Below are 17,060 nucleotides of genomic sequence, written 5' to 3' on the forward strand. Positions count from 1 at the left end.
TGAAGGAGGAACGTGCTTATGGCAATGCAGGTGAATGGAAACTATGAACATTCCAGAACCGACTACGCAGAAAGGGTGAAGGAAAAACAGGCCGCCGAGAGGGCGAAGGAAGCAAAGGAAGCCGAGAAGGCTGCAGAGGAGAAAAAATCCGGCAGGCTGTCCGAACCACAGGACGAATACATCAGCAGTGAAAAGTCGGGAAAAAAGCCTACGGGACTGTACCGGGTAGGCCAGGACGAGAACGGCAACCGGAAAATCTTTTTTGATGACCCGAAAGCTGACCATGCAGATGGAAAGGATGACCGTTCCGGGGAAGGCGAAGATGGAAAAGGGCCGAAGGTAAGCGGGGGCGGCCAGGGAAAGCCGGCGGAGAAATGTGTCACGAATACCGATAAGGTTGACAGGGAAATCAAGAAGCTGAAAGAGAAAAAGCAACAGTTGGAACAGCAGATCCAGTCAGCTTCCGGAGATGAAAAGAAGATCCGGGAACTGGAGAAAAAGCTGGCGCAGGTAGAAAACGAGTTAAGCCAGAAAGACAATGATACCTACAGGCGGCAGAATGCTTCTGTATCTGAAGTATCAGAATAAAAGAGATTTGGATTTTTAGTGTGGTATCAATACCGGGAGATGGTGGCAAATGCGCACTGTTTTCCGGTATTTTTGAAATGGCAGCATCATTCATGACAATACATTACAATAAAATCTTCTTTTAGATTTTATTGTAGAAGACTCGCGAAGCGTGGATTCTATTGTATGAATTTCTTAAAAAGTATTGTGGCAGGAAGAATTCAAAGGAGGGACTTTTTATGCATACGAAAACAATGGAAGGCCTTGCAGGGGCAAGTATGAATATGAAGTTACTGAATACGCCTTTCCGCGTCTATAAAGACGCAGAGCGGAGAGGTGATACAGCCGTTATGGAACGGGCAATGGGATATGTCGGTGAATTTGCGGATAAAGCGGAGGATTATCAGAAGAAAGCCGAAAAAGGAATGGAGGAGGATGCAAAGGAAGCGAGGGAAAAAGCGAAGACGGAGCAGGAAAATGCCATCAGGAAGCGCAAGGAAGAGCGCGAGGAGCTGGAAAAGAGGATAGCGGAAAGCCGGAAAGAGGATACGGATACCGTCAGCATCAGCGAAAATGGGAAGGCCGCATTGGACGGAAAGACCGATTCGGTTCAGACTGGTGCAGACAACGGCATCCCTGTGGAAGAGACAGCGGATGCTATTAAGATGGAACCTGTAATCTATACGAAAATCGGGGAAGCCTCGAAATCGGAATCTGGCATAAATATTTCTGTTTCAGTATAGATGCTGTCATCGGGTTGTTTTGAATGATAAAAGATAATCCCTGGCAGCGAAGCTGCCAGGGTGCCTGATTACCAGTAAAATGGGGACATATCTGCGGTGAGAAACGCTGACATTAAGAAAGCGCAGTCACCAATGGTATTCGTATTAGGTGGAGATAAACGGTTGGAATGGATCCGGCCGTTTGGATTGTTTAGATTGGAGAAGAAAATGAATAAGAAAAAGTGGACCCGTATCGTGTCGATTTATTCGGTGATATATACAGCAATTACATTGTTAAGCAGCGTTTTGTATCTTTGTAACGGCGTATATGAAGACCCAAGCGGTAACTGGCACGAATTAGACAGGGCTATGATTCTCCTGATCGGGATAGCAGCATTTGAGTTATGTACGAATCTGCCTGTTAAGCCTTTGGCTCTCAGATATTTGATTGCGTATATTCCCTCTCAGATGTTGGCGTTCGCCTATGTCTGGTTCAGCGGACTGCGGGAACCTTTGGCGAAAACTGCATACAGAGATATTTGGATTAACTTTACGGGTCTTTTTGTGCTGTTATGTATCATCAATACTGTCGTTTATGTTTTTAAGAAAAAAAGAGGACAGGAAGGAAAAGGGAAAAAGGAATGACAGAGGCTGTTCATAAATTTATTCCGATTTTTGTAGGATTACTTCTTATACTGCGCGGTTTGCTTTGGATTGTCGATGGAAAAAATGGAAACAGGAGAAGCTGTTTCTTTGGCATAGCAGCCATTGTGGTAGGAATCATCATGTTCGTAACCGTGTTTTTTCAGGTTCTGTAAAGCGGGACAAAAATTCAGAAAGTTCTGAATTTTTGTAATCATTAGAGAGGAGAATGGCCATGAGTAAATATAACGCTTTGTGGGAATATGTGCAGAAAAGCGGAAAAGAATCTTTTCAGTTGACTTTTGAGGAGATCCAGGAGATTGCAGGGATACCGATTGACCACTCTTTCCTGAAATATAAGAAAGAGCTTGTGGAATATGGCTGGGAGGTCGGAAAAATATCCATGAAAGAGCAGACAGTATTCTTTCATAAGGATGGCTGATTACCTCCGTTTTCTGGGAAACACAAATTACAACCGGTATCCTGGGAGGTAATCATATGGCGGATATGCTTGTTAAACTATACAATATACCCCATTCACATGATATAGAAGAAAGTTTATTGAAAAGTGGCATCAGAATCAAAAAAGCATTGGCGCCTGACAGGAGCAGGATTATCGCTTTCGCCAGGACATGTGCAAAAGATGATTATTCAGATGAAGTACAGGCCGCTTTTTCTAATAACCCTGTCACCTGTTATATTGTGACCAGAGAAAAGGAACTTATCGGTTTCGCATGTTATGAGGCGACAGCCAGAAATTTTTTCGGCCCTATGGCTGTGTTGGAAAGTGAAAGAAAAAAGGGTGTAGGAAGAGCCTTGCTGTTTAAGTCTCTGGAATCCATGCGGGAACTTGGCTATGCGTATGCCATTATTGGATGGCCCACAAACTCTGCCGTCAGCTTTTATAAAAAATGTGTGGGCGCAATTATGATTGATGAAAAATCTTTTGGTGTATATAAACGAATGATTGAGATTGATGAATAAAGCAAGGAGCCTTCGTAATGGAAAGCTTCACCGATGCATTGAATCAAAGAAATTTAGAGAAAATCAGGGTATGGAGGCTTGTTCTATGTTAAAGAAGCTGAACGGAATTTTGAATATACTGATTTGCTCATTTATTGGAGCTTTTGCAGGGTATGTAATCTATGTATGTCTGGATTACAGGACGCATCCTGGGTTATATGATATGCAATCGGCACCATGGTACACAGGCATTTTGTATTATGGCATATATACGATTGTTCCTTTGATAATAGCCATTATCCTAAAGCTGTTCCTTTGGAGAAAGTTAAAACAGCAAAAGAAAGAAGAATGAAAAGAGGAAACATCTATGCTCAATGCAGGAAGCAGAATAGTAAATAATTGGATATATCCACTTGACAATGGGTATGTGCTGATTGATACAGGGTATGAAAGCGGATTTGCACTTTTTAAAAAGCAACTGGCAAAGATGCAAATATCCCCTCAACAGATACGATATATTTTTTTGACACACGCTCACGATGACCACGCAGGTTATCTGAATGAAGTACTTTCGGAATGCCCTGACCTCCAAATCGTTATGAGCGACAAAGCATTAGAAAGATTATATAGAGGGCAAAACTCTTTTCATGGCGGTTGCACAACTAAGATTGCCTTGTTCTTTTGTTATTTAATGAAGTTCGTTGGCAAAGGTAAGCATTTGTTTCCCTCAATAAAGCAAGAATATCAATGTAGATGTATTCAAGTGACCGAACAAAACCGTAAGCAAGTGGAACTTTTACTGCAAGGAAAAATTATTGATACTCCCGGTCATACCGCCGATTCTATCTCTCTTTTGCTAAATGACGGCTCTCTATTCTGCGGTGATGCTGCTATGAATGGTTTGCCAAGTTTACACAGAATAACCATTTGGGCAGAGGACAAAACGGCTTTTCTGCAATCATGGGAGACAATCATTGCCGTTAGACCGAATCTGATATATCCGGGACATGGCAGGCCGTTTGCATATGGTGATCTTAAAAAAAAATCTAAATCGGGCAAAAAGTATGGAATTGTTACCGATTCAATAACTTCCAGTTTATCGGGAGTTTGCCGAGAATGAGAAATCGGAATTGCTGTAAGATTTTCGTACTGCAAGGAGAAATTGTGATGGCGAGATACACAAATAAGTTGAAACTCACATTATGGGTTTCTGTTGTATATGTTTTATCGTTTATATGCTATGTACCTACATTGCTAGAACAAAACGGAATTATTATTCCCAATATATTGTTATACGTAAAATACTTATATGTGTGCATCCCCTCGATAGCTGCTGTTTTTCTGCTGATTTGCGAGCAGAATGTCAAGGTGTACTTTTTACAGATGTTTTCAGGGAAGATAACGGCCAAACATGTTTTGATATGGGCTGTATGTATGGCTGCGGGGATATTCTGTTCTTATTGCTATTCGCTTATAACGGGAGTGAACGTAAATATTTATTTGTCATCAGCATCACTATTGGCAAACTGTATATATCTGCTGATAACAGCACTTGTTGAAGAAATAGCATGGCGGGGATTTTTGCTTGAACGGTCGCCTTTTAAGAAAAAAATCATCAGCGTTATATTTGTTGGCGCTGTCTGGGCAGTGTGGCATATGCCAATGTGGATAATCAGAAATTCATTAAGTTTTGGACAGATTGTTTGGCTCTGTATATGGACAGTAATTGTTTCTGTCGGTTTGGGAATGACCTATTACCAATGCAAAAATATTCTGCTTACTACTATGATACACGCAGCCTTTAATATCTGCTATTTGGCACCAATGCAATATAATGTTGTTATATTGGCAATTGTAATTTCTGCTGGCACTCTGTTATATAAAAAATCGGCAAAAAAGTTTTTTGATTGACAAATTCCATTTGACAGGAAGTTGCATATGAAAAAGAAATTGGTGCTGATGGAGGTAGCTATATATGGAAAGAAACATAAAATGCAAACCAACTAATTTATGCATGATAATCTTCATGCTTTGCTTGTCTGTAAGGTTTGTGGAATACTTTCTAATTGAAACAGACAAAACAGCTATTGGAGAAAATGTGCTCCATAAAGTTGTTGGGATTATCTTATTGGCGCTGGTATTGAAAAAGGTAAATCATACATGGGGTGATATCGGATTTCAAAAAAACGGCTTGGTAAGCGGTATTTTGAAAGGCTTGTTATTGGGAACCGTTTGCTTTGCCGTTTCGTTTGGGTTGGAATTGGCAATTTCAGTTCTGCAAGGCAATCCTGCGCATTTGGAAATCTATATCAGCAGTTTTTCTTTAACCGGCTCGCAGATCAAAAATACGGATTTTGTTTTCTTTCTGTTATGCGTACTGTTCAATGTTATCAACGTATGGATGGAGGAAGGTGTTTTTCGCGGTCTGTTTATTAAAACGTTTTCTGAAACAAAGCCATTTATGCAGGCGAATTTTATTGCCGCGTTTCTATTTGGTATCTGGCACATTGTAATGCCGATCAGAAGCTATGTGAATGGCGAAATGTCATTTGCGGCAATGCTTCTGATGGCCATCGGTTATATTATCCTTGCCGGAATTATGGGAATCAAATGGGGGCTTCTTTACCGCATTACGGGAAATCTGTGGGCAGGGCTTGGCGACCATTTGTTCAATAATACCGTTGCGACTAATATGCTGCATGTAGTTTCGCAAAATGGCGCAGACGAATTACAAATCGTCCGTATTTTGGTTGCACAGATTATTTCTTTCGTTTTTGTGTTGATGGTTTATTATTACAAGAACAGAAACGGAAACTGATAATTAAAATTTACTAATACGAGGAGATTTGAATGATGAAAAGGAATTTATCACTGAGTTAAATAAAACGATAAATTTTTGATTGTAGAACGAGGAGGAGAAATTCAATGGACGATTTAAAAGAATTAGGGAAACTGATGAAAGAACACCCTGTCATAATTGTTGTAACATTAGCGGCGATGGTTGTAGGCGCAATTTTTGGAGCGGTCGCGTTTTACCAGGGGTGGTTAGGATGAAGGAAGCAGCAAACAGGGGAAAAGGAAAAACGCTCCTGATTTCAGCCGGCATAGAAATCATGCTGATTATCTGCATTATAGCAGCGAATCTAAATCCAACGCCCATACTATATTTTATTTTTTACAATTTCCTGTATGGGCTGGTATTCAGCCTTTTGATTCCGCTGTACTGTTTGTATAAGGAAAATGGAGTACCGGCTTCTGGCAGAGTATTAGCAGAAGTCGGTTTCAAAAAGCCGGGCATACGGCAATGGGTTGTTTTGGCTGCCTTTGTGGTATTTTCCGTTGGAGGGCAGCTTATCCCAAAGATGGCTGTCGGTGAGCAGATCCCCTGGCGCTTGCTGCCTATGGGAATTGTGCCGCTGATTATGACCACGTTTTTTGAGGAATTTTTATTCCGCGGATTTGTGCAGAGCCGGATCGACCAGCAATTTGGATGGGTACCTGCAATTCTGGTTTCCGGGGCAATGTTCTCCCTTTACCATTTGGGCTATCCGGGATTCCGCACCTGGGAGGACATTCTTCTGCTGTTTGCAGTAGGGGCCGGATTTGCGGCTGCATACAAGCTATCTGGTAATAACCTGATGGTATCCTTCTTTGTGAACCTGCCGAATGCTTTTGTTACTTATATGCTGAAATATGAGCAGTTCCCCGTTATGCGTGGCAGTTCCACCATAGCGGCAACTGTCACACTGGTGTTTATTGGGTTGATCCTTTTATTATATCGAAATGCAGATCAAAGGAGGCAATAGAATATGGAACTTGTAAAACTGACACACGAAAATCTTGATAGGGAGCATATCTGCTGTGCGATCTCCAATAACAAAGATATTCAGGTCATGTCCAAAAAGAACTGGCTGAAAGACAGGCTGGACGAAGGGCTTGTATTCTTGAAAGGCAATGTCCGGGGGAAATGCTTCATTGAGTATATCCCTGCGGAATACGCATGGGTGCCCATCGAGGCGGAGGACTACATGTATATTGACTGTCTGTGGATATCCGGGCAGTTCAAGGGGCATGGATACTCGAACCTTCTGCTGGATGCATGTATCAAAGACAGTAAAGAGAAAGGGAAAAAGGGTCTTGTGATCCTGTCCTCCAAAAAGAAAATGGGGTTCCTTTCTGACCCAAAGTATATGAGGTATAAAGGCTTTCGGACAGCGGATACGGCTGAGCCTTATTTTGAGCTGATGTATCTGCCCTTTGAGGAGGATGCTTCCCTTCCCCGTTTCCGGGACAGCGTGGGCAGGCAGAAAGATATGCCGGAAGGATTTGTATTGTATTATACAAACCAATGCCCCTTTACGGCCAAATATGTACCGATACTGGAGGAGATGGCAAAGGCCAGGAACGCTGTATTTCAATCTGTACATATTCAGACCAGAGAGGATGCGCAAAGGTGTCCCTCGCCCTTTACAACCTTTTCCCTTTTCTATGACGGGCAGTTTGTGACACATGAAATCCTGTCGGAGAAGAAATTTGATAAAATTTTAACAGATAAAGGAGTGTGAAAAATGATTCGATTAGTCAGACCAACAGAAGCGATGAAAGAACAGGCTATAGAGTTCAGACAGGAATTTTTTGATCATGGGGAATTTGTCATCAACGGAAGTGAATTATTTGATAAAACGGATGATTACACAGAATGGTGCAGATCCATAGACGCAAATACGAAAGAAGAGACCGTTAATCCGAATTGGGTCATAACAGACACATTCTTTGCCGTTGATGATCAGGATAGAATTGTGGGAATCATTGATTTAAGGCATACGCTGAACGATTTTCTGAAGGATCTCGGCCATTGCGGTTACAGCGTCCGACCGTCAGAAAGAAGAAAAGGCTTCGCTACGGAAATGCTGCGGCAGTTATTGGAGGCTGCCAAAAAGGCCGGTATGAACGAACTGTATCTTTCTGTGGAAAGGAAGAATGAGCCTTCGGTTAAAACAATCACCCGGAATGGCGGAGTCTATGAGCGAAGCTTTGAAATTGATGGAGAACAGGCGGATATTTACAGGATCGCCCTGTCGGAATAGCCATACTGGTACAATGGATACGGCAGAGCTGCAAGCTGCCTGGGGGAAGAATGATAGGATTAAAAAGAGGAAGCGTAGAGCTTTCATCCCATCAGGAGGAATGGGATAAAAATGCCGAAAATGTAATTTTGGAATTGAAGAAACTTTTCGGAAATGCCGCTGTTGATATCCAGCATGTGGGAAGCACTGCGATTCATTCCATTTATGCAAAACCAATTATTGACATTGTGATTGGCCTCCGTGATTTGAATGATATTTCACTTTATATGCAACTGTTGGAAGAACACGGTTTTATTTTTCGTGGTGAAGATGTTGCCGGGCAAATGCTATTTGTAATGGGTGATTTTGAAAAAGATATGCGCACACATCATATCCATGCAGTCAAATGGAATGGGACAGAATGGAAGAACTATATCAATTTTCGGGATTACCTGAATTGCAATCCTGATAAAGCCATGCGATATGATGCCTGTAAGAAAAAACTGGCATTACAATTTCCAGATGACCGAAGAAGCTATACGGAAGGCAAGCAGGAATGCATAGAATGCCTGCTGAAAGAAGCATATGTATGGAGACAGCGGCAGGATACATAGAGAACACAAAGAGACGATGAAGGAGGTAAAAAACAATGCGTCATATTTATATTCGAGGAATCATTGGACTAATCTGGCTGGTTGCAGCCATTATATGTGGGATATCGGGGAACTTCCCGATGATGGGGCTTTACATAGTTTTAGCAGGTGCCTTCCTGTATTCCGCATATACCATATGGAAAAAAGAAAAGGACGGCAAAGGGGGGAGGTAAGATGGGAGAAGCGCTCCTGACTGTGAAAAGCTTAAGTGCATGGTACAGCAACGAGAAAATGATACTTTCGGATTTTTGTTTTGCGCTGGCTGAGCATGAAGTGGCAGGATTGATCGGGCTGAACGGGGCCGGAAAGACCACATTTCTGAAGGTACTTTCCGGACTGCTCCCTACCTTCCGTTCAGAGGGTATCTGCTTTTGCGGCTCCCCTGTGGACTTCCGGGATCGGGATTTTAAGCTCTGCCGCTATACGGTGTTTGCCGAGGACAATTCTTTCTCGTATTTTACTTTCCGGGAATACCTGGCCTATGTATGCGCCGCCTATGGGAAAGAGGTGCCGGATGTGTCGGAGCTGATACAGGGCTTCCATTTTGAAGAGTATACGGATACCCTTTTAAGAGAGCTGTCAACCGGAAACCGGAAAAAGGCATTCCTGATTACGGCCTTTGCCCTGAAACCCAGACTGCTCCTTCTGGATGAGCCGGTGAACGGGCTGGACTTCCAGAGCACGGAATACCTGTATGAGCAGATTTCAGGGTATAAGGAGCATGGAACCGTGCTGTTTTCCTCCCACATCCTGGAGAGCATCACGCTGACTTCTGACCGGGTATTTGTCCTGGAGGACGGCAGGATCCGGCAGACGTTTGAACGCGGGCAGATCAATGCCGAAGATATCCGGGAGGCTCTGCATGATGAAAATGACAGGTAAAGCCTTTGCCAAAAAGCTGTTTGGGGCAAAATATGAGCGGCTGCCCCGGACTCTTTTCATGGATATGATTGTATTCTGGGGACTGTGCATTGCCGGTTTTCAGGTGCAGATTGCATCGTTTATCCGGGTTCTGATGATCAGCGCCTTTACTGCAGGTGTGATGTGGCAGGCTCTTTCTTCCAAGGATAACGCGGTGGAGCTTACGGCTATGCTGATGTTGCCGCATCGACGCCGGGAGTTTGTTTTCTCCTATGTGGGGATGCTGGGCGCCTATACGGTTCTCACAAAGACAGGGCTGCTTTTCGCGGTCCTGCTGGCCGTTTCTGCCTGGAAGCCGGTAGAACTCGTGGGAATGATTCTCTGCATAATCCATGCAGTCCTTATGGCTGCCGCGGTTTATTCCGTGAGAAAATACTGGTATGTGGGTGGACTCTGGGCGGCTGTCATTGTGGTTGCCATTCTGCTTTTGGGAAGCAGGACATGGTTTTACCTGTTGATACTTGTGAATGGTCTGTTTGCTGTTTTGATTTTATGGAGAACAGATGAATACGTTTTTTATCAGAAAGAGAGTAAGAAAAGCCATGCGGTCCGGCAGAGAAAGAAGGCTTCCCTGTGGCGGTATTTTTTCCGGTATCTGAGCTGCCATAAGAATTATCTGCTCAATACCGCTGTGATGTGGTGCGTAGCACTTGTGCTGCCCTGTTTCTTAAAGGAAATGGCTGGTCTGTCCGTGATTCCGGTGGGTTTTGCGATTCTATCCTTAAATACGCCCATCTGTATCCTGCTGTCCTGTGACCCTGATCTGGAGCAGGCAGTCCGTTTTCTGCCCGGACAGAAACAGCGCTTCTGCATCCCATACTGCCTGTTTATCTTTCTTTGTAATATGGTTGCAGATGTGATATTCCTCTTAAGCTGGCAGATACAAAACGGCAGCGTCACTGTCCTGATGATTGCTGGGGCTGTTTTCTTTGCCATGCAGAGTGCGGTGCTGTCTGTGCTGCTGGAATGGTTTTATCCTATCCGGGGCTGGAAGATTGAAAGCGACCTGTGGCACCATCCACGGAAATATGTGGTTCCAGTGGTAATGCTCCTACTTGCGGGAGCCGCCTCGGCTTGGTTGGTACTGTTATATGTCTTATTGGTTTTGCTGGCTGTGGAAATTGCAATTTTACTTTTTATATGTCGGAGGCATCCGAAGTGATGGATAAAAAATGAGTGAAAAAAAGATATTATATGTTGAAGATGATTTAAGCCTGATTGAAGGCCTGAAATATTCATTGGAGAAGAATGGTTTTCTGGTAGATAACGCCCGCACCGTAAAGGAGGCGTATCAATTCTTCCAGGCAGGCCGATATGACCTTTTACTGCTGGATGTCACGCTGCCGGATGGGACAGGCTTTGATATTTGTAAAGAAGTACGGAAGACTTCTGCTGTCCCGATTATTTACCTGACCGCTTCGGATGAAGAGATCAGTATTATAAGAGGGCTGGACATGGGTGGGGATGACTACGTTACCAAACCTTTTAAACTGGGAGAGGTCCTTTCGAGGATCAACGCATTGCTGCGCCGCTTTGCACAATTTAATAAGAGCGATATGATTCTGGAATCCAATGGAATCAGGATTGATATGTCGGAGCGGGTCTGTTGGAAGGGAGAAACAGAACTGCCACTGACATTGGTGGAATATAAGCTGCTCTGCCTGTTTCTGAAGAATCCAGGGCGCATTCTGCCAAGGGAGATGATCTTAGACCGCCTTTGGGATGGGAACGGCAGTTATGTGGATGACAATACCCTTTCTGTCTATATCCGCAGGCTGCGGCGGAAAATCGAAGATGACCCTAATGTCCCCACAAAGCTCCTGACAGAAATCGGGTTTGGATATAAATGGGCTGGAGAGTAAGGCGATATGAAAAGAATGGGAAAAGAAACAAGGAGGATGCTGTGTTGGCTGTTTGCCATCTGCATGGCTGCGGCGGTAGGCATGGCCATCCTTTTATCTTATATGACAAATGATTTCCAGAAAACAATGGTGGAACATGATTATGGGATGGCAGGGTATTTGGTAAACCACCCGGACTCAAATGTAGCAGCCGCATTTACAAAAGACAAAACGGACTCTGACCTGAAGGCCGGGAAGCAGGTTCTTAAGGAAGCAGGCTACCATGAAAATACAGATCCCAGGATGGTTCCTGCTGTCGCCGCTTACCAGAAGCGTACCGCCGTTATGCTCGGTGGTATGCTTTTTAGCGTTTTTGCGGCCGTTTTTTTGACAGTCTGGATTTATATCCGGAGACAAAGGAAGGCGCTTGCAAAGGCAGATACCGTGATTACCCGGTTCCTGGAGGGGGATACGGGCCAGAGGATTGACAGTGAGGAAACAGGGGACTGGTACAGCCTGTTCCACAGGATCAATGAGCTTGCCGCCATCCTCTCTGCCCAGGCAGAGCATGAAAAACAGACACGCATATTTCTGCAGGATATGATATCAGATGTTTCCCATCAGTTAAAGACACCCCTGGCAGCGCTTAAGATGTATGATGAGATTATGGCGCAGGAGGGTACGGACAGCGAAACAATCCATGCATTCAGCCAGAAATCCCTGCGGGAAATACGCCGGGTGGAGGATGTAGTCTATACGCTCTTAAAAATAGCCAGGCTGGACGCAGGCGTGGTCAGGATGGAAAAAGAGGAGGAAAACATTGAAATGCTCCTGCGTGACGTGACGGAACGCTTTGAGACACTGGCCGCCCAGGAAGAGAAGGAGATTGTGTTGTCCGGAAATCACGATGTCTCCCTTTATTGTGATGCCCTCTGGATGTCGGAAGCTTTGGGGAATGTGGTAAAAAATGCGCTTGAGCATACTGGCAGAGGCGGGAAAATAGTGGTCAGCTGGGAGAGGACGCCGCTTCTTACGAACATTATGGTGGAGGACAACGGGAAAGGAATCCACCAGGAGGATATCCATAATATCTTCAAACGGTTTTACCGGAGCCGTTTTTCTCAGGATACCCATGGGATTGGCTTGGGGCTGCCACTGGCAAAGTCCATTGTGGAAGCCCATCAGGGGAATGTTTCCGTAACCAGCAAGGTCGGGCAGGGCAGCAGATTCGTCTTAAGCTTTTTCCAGCTTACAAAAGAGTAAGATGAAATTCATGTGAGAGTAAGACCCATCGGGTATGCTAGTTCCCGAAAGGCAGGTAATGATTATGAATATTCTTGAAGTACAGAATCTATGTAAGACCTATGGAAAAGGGGAAGCGCAAGTTCGGGCACTTGACAATGTTTCCTTCTCCGTGGGCAAAGGGGAATTTATCGCAATCGTAGGCGAATCCGGTTCCGGGAAAAGCACACTGTTAAATGTGGTGGGGGCCTTGGATAACCCGACCTCCGGAAAAGTGCTGATTGACGGGAAGGACATTTTTTCCATGCCTGAAAAAAAGCTTACGGTATTCCGCCGCCAGAATATCGGGTTTATCTTCCAGTCCTTTAACCTTATACCGGAATTGAATGTAGAGCAGAACATCACATTCCCCCTGCTGCTGGATTACCAGAAGCCGGACCAGAAGTATGTGGAGGAGCTGCTTGGAATCCTGGGCTTAAAAGAACGCAGGAAGCACCTCCCCAGCCAGCTGAGCGGCGGCCAGCAGCAGAGGGTGGCAATCGGCAGGGCCCTGGCTGCCCGCCCTGCAATCATCATGGCGGACGAGCCAACCGGAAACCTGGACTCTAAAAACGGCCAGGAGGTCATCACCCTTTTAAAATCTATGTCGGCGAAATACAGACAGACAATCCTTATGATTACCCACAATGAGAACCATGCGGATGCAACAGACCGGGTGCTGCGCATGACGGACGGCAGGCTAAGGGATTTGGGGGTGGCAGCGAGATGAAAAGTTATCTTGGGCTGATACCCCAGTATGAAAGGGTACACCGCAAAAACAACCGGATATCCATATTGTGCATTATGCTTTCCGTATGTCTTGTGATGGCGATTTTCAGTATGGCGGATATGGCGATGCGCTCCCAGAAAAATTATTTTATCAAGACCAATGGCGAATACCATGCAGCGCTCCATGATGTGGATGAGGAGACGGCACAACTGGTATCGGCAAGGGTTGATGTGGCTTTATCAGGATGGGTCTACCAGGGCAGTACGGGGATGTTATCCGGCAAGACCGTCAGCTTTGTAGGGGCAGATGAAAAAACAATGGAATCCCTGACTGAAATGAATATGACGGACGGGGTATACCCTTCCCTGCCGGACGAGGCATTGCTGAATGAAAGCGCCATGGAGCAGTTGGGCCTGTCAATTGGCGATAACATGACGGTCACGGTTCCGGACGGCTCACAAAAACAATACCGGATTACCGGGACCCTTGCGGATATGGGTTCCATGCTGAAAGCGGATATCTGCGGGATGGCGCTGAGTGAGGATGGCTTCCTTGCCATTGCAGATGAAAATGCAGCAGACGGAACCACCTACCGTATCCAGTTTAAGGATGGCGCCCATATCCAGGAGGCCATAAAGGAAATCAAGGCTCAGTTTGGCCTTTCTGACGGCCAGATTTCAGAAAATACCGCTTTATTAGGCCTGATGGGACAAAGCGAGAGCAATATCATGCAGGCTCTCTATCTGATTGCGGCAATCCTTGTTTTCCTTGTCCTGATTGCGGGGACGGTGATGATCTCTGCAAGCTTTAACACCAATGTATTGGAGAGGACACAGTTTTATGGGCTGCTGCGCTGCCTTGGGGCATCCAGGAAACAGGTAAAGCATTTTGTAATTCTGCAGGGGCTAAGACAGAGCGCGAAGGGGGTCCCCATCGGCCTGCTGGCAGGCCAGATTGTGACATGGGCTGCCTGTCTGCTGCTGAGGTCCATCAGCGGGGACCGTTTTTCAGAGGTCCCGCTATTTGAATTCAGTATCGTCGGCATACTGGCAGGGGTCGTGGTGGGCTTTCTGATCGTCCTCCTTGCTTCCCTTTCCCCGGCGAAAAAGGCCTCCAGGGTTTCGCCTGTCACGGCAATCAGCGGAAGCTCCCAGCTGACAGAGAATAAACGTGCGGCGAATACGAAGCTGTTCCATGTGGAGACAGGCATGGGCGTGTTCCATGCTTTGTCCGGGAAAAAGAATTTATTCCTGATGACCTGTTCCTTTGCCATCAGCATCATGCTTTTCCTGTCTTTCCAGGTAATGGTTGTCTTCCTGGATCAGGGCATGCCTGCGCTGGCTCCCTGGGCAGGAGATGTATCTGTGACAGCTGCTGCAGGACTGGAGCCTTCTGTAATAAAAGAAATCGCGGGAATGGAAGGTGTGAAACGTGCTTTCGGGAGAATGGAATACAGCGGGTTATCCGTTTCTTCCGATACCGAGAGCGGAACGGCCACGTTGGTTTCTTATGAAGAAAACCAGTTCAAATGGGCAGAAGAGGAACTGAACGAGGGGAATACCGAGTCTGTGCAGGGAGGGGCCGGGGATATCTTAGTCACCTACCGGGACGGCATGCAATGGAAAGCAGGGGACACTGTGACGCTCCATACACCTTTGGGGGAGAGACAGGTGAGGATTGCGGGAATCCTTTCGTCCACAAATGCGTCAAGTGAGGCCGGAAGCCTTGGATACATCATATGCTCAGAACAGCTGTTTACAGAGAGCATTGGTATGGCAGGCTATACAGCTGTGGATATACAGCTTGCAGGCAGCGGCAGTGACGAGACAGTATCAGCGATACGAAACCTCTTTCCACCGGATAGCTCCATTGCAGATAAACGTCTGTCAAATTCGGAATCCCAGAGTTCCTATTATACAGGAGCAGTGTTCATTTACGGGTTCCTGCTCATCATTGCGCTGATCACCGTGTTCAATATCTTTAACAGTATGAATGCCAGTGTGGCGGCAAGAACACGGCAGTATGGCGTGATGCGTTCTATTGGTATGGGGGCCGGGCAGCTCTATAAGATGATTGCTGCAGAAGCAGTCACCTATGCGGTATTGGGATGTGTCACCGGATGTGTCCTGGGGCTTCCATTAAATAAAATGATGTTCCAGTTCCTGATTGCCGGTAAATGGGGGACCAGCTGGCAGCTTCCGGCTGTATCCCTGCTGCTGATCGTCGTTTTATGTTTCGGATCTGCGGCGCTGGCTATCCGGCGGCCAATCAAAAAAATCGGAAAACTGTCCATTGTGGATACCATAAAGCTTCAGCAATAGCAAATATCTTATTGAGCATTCGCAGTTCAATGTGGATGAGGGCAAAAATTTTTGAAATGTCCGAGCTTTGTAACAATTCAGGGCTTTTTAAGCTGATAGGATGAAAGGCTCGGACATTTCTGTGACATTTGCATTATATGATAAAGAGAAGCTAATGCTGGAGGTGAATAAATGAGAAAGATACTTTTAGTTGATGATGACAGCGCCTATACATGGTGTCTGCAAAAATACTTACAAAATCGGGGATACAGAGTGAAAACGGCAAACACCTTGGAAGAGGCTCGGATAGCTATCAAAGAAGAAATACCGTTGCTGATTTGTTGTGACCTTGATTTGCCGGATGGTTCTGGATTAGAACTTTTGGATATGGTACGGGCGGCATATGGAACGCTTCCCTTTATCCTGGCTTCATGCCATGAAAAAGAAGACTACGAAAAAGAAGCCATGCACAGGGGGGCAACATTATGTGTGGATAAACTGGAATCTAGCTTGTTACGGGCTAAGTTGGTAGAATATGCTGGTCTACAGTTGACCGAGGGACAGCATCCTAGCTTTTTATAGTCGGGTGTACTATCTGAAAGTTGATATATTTTTGTGAAAAAGCATTATATGAAGAATGCTCATGTATAGTCAAGAAATATGATAAAACTAGATTAACACAAAGGCTGACAAGTGGGCTAGATACTTTCAGTTAGCACTGATATTATCTATTTAACAGTAATTTTGCAGGATATATGCTGACGGCTTACAAGGCTCATTTTCATAAGAGCCTGTTTTTTATATCAAGGCAAGGGAGGGAATTTTGGACGGTGGAGTTGCCGTCTCAAAGCAGTATGGAATAAATACTATTTCTAGCGCTGATAAGAAAAGGAATACACATAATCCAATTGGAGACAGGAGGAAAAGATGTGGAGCTGCTTCTTATAAAATTGGAAAGTATAGATACTGATTTCTATGAAAGCTTAATAAAATTTATATCGGATCATGGTTACAGACCCAAAGTTGTTGCCCACAATACAGAAATCCTTTCCTTTAATGGATTGGAAATTGTTCCTTCAAAGCGGCAATTATTCCTGCATAAGAAAGAAATTCCCATGACGAATAAAGAGTTTGGCATTCTGGAGTTGTTGGCGAGGAATAAAGGGCAGGTATTCAGCAAGGAACAGATTTATGACTATGTATGGGGAGAGGGTTATTTTTCTGACAGCAGAAATATCATTGCCTATATTAACAAAATCCGAAAAAAGATAGAACCAGATCCGGCTAATCCAATTTACATTCTGACGATCTGGGGTATTGGATATAAATTTAATGAAAAAATAAAGTAGGCAGTGATGCATGGAATACATTATC

At 44.9% G+C, this 17,060-nt stretch carries 24 protein-coding genes; all 24 read left to right on the plus strand.

Features of this window, described 5'->3' with window-relative positions; translation table 11 throughout:
• Nucleotides 1–18: 18 nt before the first annotated feature.
• The 24 genes from ACTO17_RS09720 (at nt 19) to ACTO17_RS09835 (ending at nt 17,035) form a co-directional block, all read left to right on the plus strand.
• Entirely contained in the window at nt 19–588 is a 570-nt protein-coding gene (locus tag ACTO17_RS09720) for a hypothetical protein (RefSeq protein WP_482557793.1), read from the plus strand.
• A gap of 218 nt (nt 589–806) precedes the next feature.
• Nucleotides 807–1,310 carry a hypothetical protein gene (locus ACTO17_RS09725; protein ID WP_120476843.1) on the plus strand — a complete coding sequence of 168 codons (504 nt, stop codon included), beginning with the start codon at nt 807–809 and terminating at the stop codon, nt 1,308–1,310.
• Nucleotides 1,311–1,517: 207 nt separating this feature from the next.
• Entirely contained in the window at nt 1,518–1,934 is a 417-nt protein-coding gene (locus tag ACTO17_RS09730) for a DUF6608 family protein (protein WP_120476958.1), read from the plus strand.
• Nucleotides 1,935–2,166: 232 nt separating this feature from the next.
• The gene (locus tag ACTO17_RS09735) at nt 2,167–2,373 is read left to right on the plus strand and encodes a hypothetical protein (protein WP_120476842.1); all 207 of its coding nucleotides are present in this window, start codon (nt 2,167–2,169) and stop codon (nt 2,371–2,373) included.
• Between the two features lie 56 nt (nt 2,374–2,429).
• Nucleotides 2,430–2,915: a GNAT family N-acetyltransferase gene (locus ACTO17_RS09740; protein ID WP_120476841.1), complete on the plus strand. Its 486-nt coding sequence runs from the start codon at nt 2,430–2,432 to the stop codon at nt 2,913–2,915.
• 85 nt (nt 2,916–3,000) lie between these two features.
• A complete protein-coding gene (locus tag ACTO17_RS09745) occupies nt 3,001–3,246 on the plus strand; it encodes a hypothetical protein (RefSeq protein WP_120476840.1) in 246 nt (81 codons plus the stop codon).
• A 15-nt stretch (nt 3,247–3,261) separates the two neighbouring features.
• Nucleotides 3,262–4,014: an MBL fold metallo-hydrolase gene (locus ACTO17_RS09750; RefSeq protein ID WP_482557794.1), complete on the plus strand. Its 753-nt coding sequence runs from the start codon at nt 3,262–3,264 to the stop codon at nt 4,012–4,014.
• 47 nt (nt 4,015–4,061) lie between these two features.
• Nucleotides 4,062–4,805, plus strand: a complete 744-nt coding sequence (locus ACTO17_RS09755; protein ID WP_482557795.1) for a CPBP family intramembrane glutamic endopeptidase — start codon at nt 4,062–4,064, stop codon at nt 4,803–4,805.
• Between the two features lie 64 nt (nt 4,806–4,869).
• Nucleotides 4,870–5,712, plus strand: a complete 843-nt coding sequence (locus ACTO17_RS09760; RefSeq protein ID WP_120476837.1) for a CPBP family intramembrane glutamic endopeptidase — start codon at nt 4,870–4,872, stop codon at nt 5,710–5,712.
• Between the two features lie 107 nt (nt 5,713–5,819).
• Nucleotides 5,820–5,948 (plus strand): hypothetical protein, encoded by a 129-nt coding sequence (locus tag ACTO17_RS09765; RefSeq protein ID WP_482557796.1) that lies wholly within the window; start codon nt 5,820–5,822, stop codon nt 5,946–5,948.
• Nucleotides 5,945–6,700 (plus strand): CPBP family intramembrane glutamic endopeptidase, encoded by a 756-nt coding sequence (locus ACTO17_RS09770; RefSeq protein WP_482557797.1) that lies wholly within the window; start codon nt 5,945–5,947, stop codon nt 6,698–6,700. The genes ACTO17_RS09765 and ACTO17_RS09770 overlap by 4 nt, the downstream gene beginning before the upstream one ends.
• 3 nt (nt 6,701–6,703) lie before the next feature.
• Entirely contained in the window at nt 6,704–7,459 is a 756-nt protein-coding gene (locus ACTO17_RS09775; protein ID WP_482557798.1) for an N-acetyltransferase, read from the plus strand.
• 3 nt (nt 7,460–7,462) lie between these two features.
• Nucleotides 7,463–7,981 carry a GNAT family N-acetyltransferase gene (locus tag ACTO17_RS09780; protein WP_482557799.1) on the plus strand — a complete coding sequence of 173 codons (519 nt, stop codon included), beginning with the start codon at nt 7,463–7,465 and terminating at the stop codon, nt 7,979–7,981.
• Nucleotides 7,982–8,031: 50 nt separating this feature from the next.
• On the plus strand, nt 8,032–8,574 hold the full coding sequence (locus tag ACTO17_RS09785) for a GrpB family protein (protein ID WP_482557800.1): 543 nt from the start codon (nt 8,032–8,034) through the stop codon (nt 8,572–8,574).
• A gap of 35 nt (nt 8,575–8,609) precedes the next feature.
• A complete protein-coding gene (locus ACTO17_RS09790) occupies nt 8,610–8,786 on the plus strand; it encodes a hypothetical protein (protein WP_482557801.1) in 177 nt (58 codons plus the stop codon).
• Between the two features lies 1 nt (nt 8,787).
• The gene (locus tag ACTO17_RS09795) at nt 8,788–9,495 is read left to right on the plus strand and encodes an ATP-binding cassette domain-containing protein (RefSeq protein ID WP_482557802.1); all 708 of its coding nucleotides are present in this window, start codon (nt 8,788–8,790) and stop codon (nt 9,493–9,495) included.
• The gene (locus ACTO17_RS09800; RefSeq protein ID WP_482557803.1) at nt 9,476–10,696 is read left to right on the plus strand and encodes a hypothetical protein; all 1,221 of its coding nucleotides are present in this window, start codon (nt 9,476–9,478) and stop codon (nt 10,694–10,696) included. The genes ACTO17_RS09795 and ACTO17_RS09800 overlap by 20 nt, the downstream gene beginning before the upstream one ends.
• A gap of 10 nt (nt 10,697–10,706) precedes the next feature.
• Nucleotides 10,707–11,396, plus strand: a complete 690-nt coding sequence (locus ACTO17_RS09805) for a response regulator transcription factor (protein ID WP_120476830.1) — start codon at nt 10,707–10,709, stop codon at nt 11,394–11,396.
• Between the two features lie 6 nt (nt 11,397–11,402).
• Nucleotides 11,403–12,638, plus strand: a complete 1,236-nt coding sequence (locus ACTO17_RS09810; RefSeq protein ID WP_482557804.1) for a sensor histidine kinase — start codon at nt 11,403–11,405, stop codon at nt 12,636–12,638.
• Between the two features lie 64 nt (nt 12,639–12,702).
• Nucleotides 12,703–13,386 (plus strand): ABC transporter ATP-binding protein, encoded by a 684-nt coding sequence (locus ACTO17_RS09815; RefSeq protein ID WP_482557805.1) that lies wholly within the window; start codon nt 12,703–12,705, stop codon nt 13,384–13,386.
• On the plus strand, nt 13,383–15,707 hold the full coding sequence (locus ACTO17_RS09820; RefSeq protein ID WP_120476827.1) for an ABC transporter permease: 2,325 nt from the start codon (nt 13,383–13,385) through the stop codon (nt 15,705–15,707). Before ACTO17_RS09815 ends, ACTO17_RS09820 begins: the two co-directional genes overlap by 4 nt.
• Before the next feature lie 171 nt (nt 15,708–15,878).
• The gene (locus ACTO17_RS09825; RefSeq protein WP_120476826.1) at nt 15,879–16,268 is read left to right on the plus strand and encodes a response regulator; all 390 of its coding nucleotides are present in this window, start codon (nt 15,879–15,881) and stop codon (nt 16,266–16,268) included.
• 241 nt (nt 16,269–16,509) lie between these two features.
• Complete coding sequence (locus ACTO17_RS09830) at nt 16,510–16,656, plus strand: hypothetical protein (RefSeq protein ID WP_482557806.1); 147 nt, start codon at nt 16,510–16,512, stop codon at nt 16,654–16,656.
• Nucleotides 16,657–16,801: 145 nt separating this feature from the next.
• Nucleotides 16,802–17,035, plus strand: coding sequence for a winged helix-turn-helix domain-containing protein (locus ACTO17_RS09835; RefSeq protein WP_482557807.1), 234 nt, complete (start codon nt 16,802–16,804; stop codon nt 17,033–17,035).
• Nucleotides 17,036–17,060: the final 25 nt, after the last annotated feature.

Source organism: Petralouisia sp. (assembly GCF_056822245.1).

Excerpts from the sequence above, each read along its gene's own strand:
- ACTO17_RS09720 (WP_482557793.1), top strand. The coding sequence starts at position 19 with ATGGCAATGCAGGTGAATGGAAACTATGAACATTCCAGAACCGACTAC.
- ACTO17_RS09725 (WP_120476843.1), top strand. The coding sequence starts at position 807 with ATGCATACGAAAACAATGGAAGGCCTTGCAGGGGCAAGTATGAATATG.
- ACTO17_RS09730 (WP_120476958.1), top strand. The coding sequence starts at position 1,518 with ATGAATAAGAAAAAGTGGACCCGTATCGTGTCGATTTATTCGGTGATA.
- ACTO17_RS09735 (WP_120476842.1), top strand. The coding sequence starts at position 2,167 with ATGAGTAAATATAACGCTTTGTGGGAATATGTGCAGAAAAGCGGAAAA.
- ACTO17_RS09740 (WP_120476841.1), top strand. The coding sequence starts at position 2,430 with ATGGCGGATATGCTTGTTAAACTATACAATATACCCCATTCACATGAT.
- ACTO17_RS09745 (WP_120476840.1), top strand. The coding sequence starts at position 3,001 with ATGTTAAAGAAGCTGAACGGAATTTTGAATATACTGATTTGCTCATTT.
- ACTO17_RS09750 (WP_482557794.1), top strand. The coding sequence starts at position 3,262 with ATGCTCAATGCAGGAAGCAGAATAGTAAATAATTGGATATATCCACTT.
- ACTO17_RS09755 (WP_482557795.1), top strand. The coding sequence starts at position 4,062 with ATGGCGAGATACACAAATAAGTTGAAACTCACATTATGGGTTTCTGTT.
- ACTO17_RS09760 (WP_120476837.1), top strand. The coding sequence starts at position 4,870 with ATGGAAAGAAACATAAAATGCAAACCAACTAATTTATGCATGATAATC.
- ACTO17_RS09765 (WP_482557796.1), top strand. The coding sequence starts at position 5,820 with ATGGACGATTTAAAAGAATTAGGGAAACTGATGAAAGAACACCCTGTC.
- ACTO17_RS09770 (WP_482557797.1), top strand. The coding sequence starts at position 5,945 with ATGAAGGAAGCAGCAAACAGGGGAAAAGGAAAAACGCTCCTGATTTCA.
- ACTO17_RS09775 (WP_482557798.1), top strand. The coding sequence starts at position 6,704 with ATGGAACTTGTAAAACTGACACACGAAAATCTTGATAGGGAGCATATC.
- ACTO17_RS09780 (WP_482557799.1), top strand. The coding sequence starts at position 7,463 with ATGATTCGATTAGTCAGACCAACAGAAGCGATGAAAGAACAGGCTATA.
- ACTO17_RS09785 (WP_482557800.1), top strand. The coding sequence starts at position 8,032 with ATGATAGGATTAAAAAGAGGAAGCGTAGAGCTTTCATCCCATCAGGAG.
- ACTO17_RS09790 (WP_482557801.1), top strand. The coding sequence starts at position 8,610 with ATGCGTCATATTTATATTCGAGGAATCATTGGACTAATCTGGCTGGTT.
- ACTO17_RS09795 (WP_482557802.1), top strand. The coding sequence starts at position 8,788 with ATGGGAGAAGCGCTCCTGACTGTGAAAAGCTTAAGTGCATGGTACAGC.
- ACTO17_RS09800 (WP_482557803.1), top strand. The coding sequence starts at position 9,476 with ATGATGAAAATGACAGGTAAAGCCTTTGCCAAAAAGCTGTTTGGGGCA.
- ACTO17_RS09805 (WP_120476830.1), top strand. The coding sequence starts at position 10,707 with ATGAGTGAAAAAAAGATATTATATGTTGAAGATGATTTAAGCCTGATT.
- ACTO17_RS09810 (WP_482557804.1), top strand. The coding sequence starts at position 11,403 with ATGAAAAGAATGGGAAAAGAAACAAGGAGGATGCTGTGTTGGCTGTTT.
- ACTO17_RS09815 (WP_482557805.1), top strand. The coding sequence starts at position 12,703 with ATGAATATTCTTGAAGTACAGAATCTATGTAAGACCTATGGAAAAGGG.
- ACTO17_RS09820 (WP_120476827.1), top strand. The coding sequence starts at position 13,383 with ATGAAAAGTTATCTTGGGCTGATACCCCAGTATGAAAGGGTACACCGC.
- ACTO17_RS09825 (WP_120476826.1), top strand. The coding sequence starts at position 15,879 with ATGAGAAAGATACTTTTAGTTGATGATGACAGCGCCTATACATGGTGT.
- ACTO17_RS09835 (WP_482557807.1), top strand. The coding sequence starts at position 16,802 with ATGACGAATAAAGAGTTTGGCATTCTGGAGTTGTTGGCGAGGAATAAA.